We start from the raw sequence: 2,275 nt of genomic DNA, 5'->3' as shown, positions 1-2,275 counted from the left end.
CCCCTTGTCTGACCGAACTTTCATCCCACCTCTAAAGAGGGTGCTATCGCACCTGCGTGGGCTTTCTCGTTCGGAAAATCTGTAATGGATAAAGTCATCTATCTTACAACAAACCAAGTAATAGCTATTAATACGGTGCGAATTCGTCTATATTCCCCAGATGAACCATTAGGTGTAAAAGATCCAAACCTGCTTGATTCAGCGATTAACCGCCCAAAACAATCTGTATTTGGTAGTGATGCTTATCCAACAATTTTCGAAAAAGCAGCCGCACTTTTTGAGTCAATAGCCAAGAACCATGCCTTCCACAATGCGGTCTTATGTCCCCAAAACAATTAATCCTCTATTACAGCAGTTCCTTGTTCACGTAATTTTGTTAAAAATGTGATCATATGATTTATTTCTTCATCGGAATGTCTTTCCCATGAACGTAATTCAGCTATGATTTTCAAAGGGGATTTAGACCAATACGAACGAGTTGGATTCCCAGGGAACTTTTTATCAGTCAAATTCGGATCATTTTCAAAATCACCTATGGGTTCTACGATGTAAATTCTTTCTTTTGATTGAGATGTTGCTAATTCTGCACCCCATTTTGCGGCATCTAATGTTGCAGTGAAATAGATTTAATTCGATTTTTTGTCTTGGTAATTTGATAAGTGCTGCGGTTCTAAGAAATCTCCAATTTTCATATCTGCTTTAGTACCGTGAAAGAAAGGACCATGATCTAAGACAGCTTTTTTGTCATTCATCCTGATACACCTCTAACTGTTTTGGATTTGTATATAACGGTATAAGACAGGGATTTTAGAAAATGTAGTCTATAAATAATAGATAATTAATCGTATAATGGAAGTAGAGAGAATGTTGTCGGAGGTTTGGATCCGGTATTTTCGATTTTGCTGAACGGTAAGATTCAACTGCGAAATAGGTCGCTGTAACGAAGGTAATCCACTCTTGTTTTAGCCGACGAGGGGGATTGCCTTTTTTGTTGCGTACGTCCCTTCGCTTCTCGACACGATTCCTCTTGTTTTTACTTTTTTAAATTTTAAAGAAAAGTTGTTGACACAGAAAATAAATTTATGATATTATTAAAAATTTGATAAAAAATAATCAATATGTTAAGGTTAAGAAGGTTACAGAATATGGAGGTGGATTATTTGTTCCAAATTGACGATAACATTGTTTATCCAATGCACGGAGTAGGTATAATAAAAGCCATAGAAGAAAAGGAAATCTCAGGGGAAAAGCAACAATATTATGTCATAAAAATGTTGATCGGTAATATGCAGGTCATGATTCCCGCGGGTAAAATATTGAGTTCGAATATACGCCCTGTTACTGACATAATTGCATTAAAACACATCATGAACATTTTTCAACATGGAGAATCAGATCGATTACTGCCATGGAAACAAAGGTATAAAGTGAACACGGAAAAAATAAAAACAGGTAAAATGCAAGAATGTACTGAAGTGGTACGTGATTTAATGCGTATGAAGAAAGAAAAATCACTTAATACAAGCGAAAAAAAAATGTTAAAAAACGCACATCAATCTTTGATTAGTGAACTGGGATTAATTAAAGGAATTACTGAAAATCAAATAAAAAGTTTCTGTTAAGGTTTCTGTAATACATCTCTTTTTTATGTTTATTATTAAAATAAATCTTTTCAAAGACATTTAACTTCTCCAACTCACCTTTAGAGCATGAACCTCTTTTGTTTTTTCTACAATCTAATCCATTTTTATCACTTTATTTTCCTTTACATAACTCGATAAATAGTCACTTGATTTTTGCAATCCTGATTCACACTGGCACGGACTAGGAGCTGTAAGGATGAAAGAGAGGTAGGGCTTTCATTGTTTTAGGTATACAATCTATGATTTAAGTCATTATTTCTAGAAAAAAATACAATCAATCTCACCTCTATCTTTAAGAATTTTCTGCATCTATTGAGACAGTGAAATATAATTGTTTAGCTTCCTTACGTAAAAGAGAAAACGAATTGGTATCACCATATGGTTCACTACAAAAATGGTTTCCAGACGAGGGAACCACTTTTTAATTACATAATAATGGTAAAGATTACTGGTCGATGTGGGACAGGGGACGGTGATGTGCATCCATTTAATCAAACGTTTAATTAAATTCTTCCGGAGGCGTTAATCTAGGAAGGATTTATATGATTATAATGGAATTTAACGGATTTCCGAAAGAAGTCTCCCATCCTCAAGGAATGGGAAGGGCTAAAGCCCAATGAGTAGGTGGGAGA

1 protein-coding gene and 2 pseudogenes are annotated in these 2,275 nt (G+C 34.9%); 2 read left to right on the top strand and 1 reads right to left on the bottom strand.

Going from position 1 to position 2,275, the window contains the following annotated elements; translation table 11 throughout:
• Positions 1 to 84: 84 nt before the first annotated feature.
• A pseudogene (locus tag UB32_RS16750) lies at positions 85 to 315 on the top strand (type II toxin-antitoxin system death-on-curing family toxin); the annotation flags it as partial.
• A gap of 20 nt (positions 316 to 335) precedes the next feature.
• Here UB32_RS16750 and arr read toward each other — a convergent pair.
• Positions 336 to 752 (bottom strand): annotated as a pseudogene (gene arr, locus UB32_RS16745) (NAD(+)--rifampin ADP-ribosyltransferase).
• Between the two features lie 393 nt (positions 753 to 1,145).
• On the opposite strand from arr, the gene UB32_RS16740 reads away from it, so the two are divergent.
• Complete coding sequence (locus UB32_RS16740) at positions 1,146 to 1,622, top strand: CarD family transcriptional regulator (RefSeq protein ID WP_044395855.1); 477 nt, start codon at positions 1,146 to 1,148, stop codon at positions 1,620 to 1,622.
• Positions 1,623 to 2,275 lie beyond the last annotated feature (653 nt).

This window comes from Mesobacillus subterraneus (genome assembly GCF_000934845.1).
GTDB lineage: Bacteria > Bacillota > Bacilli > Bacillales > Cytobacillaceae > Mesobacillus > Mesobacillus stamsii.
This window is presented reverse-complemented; position numbering and strand designations above follow the sequence as displayed.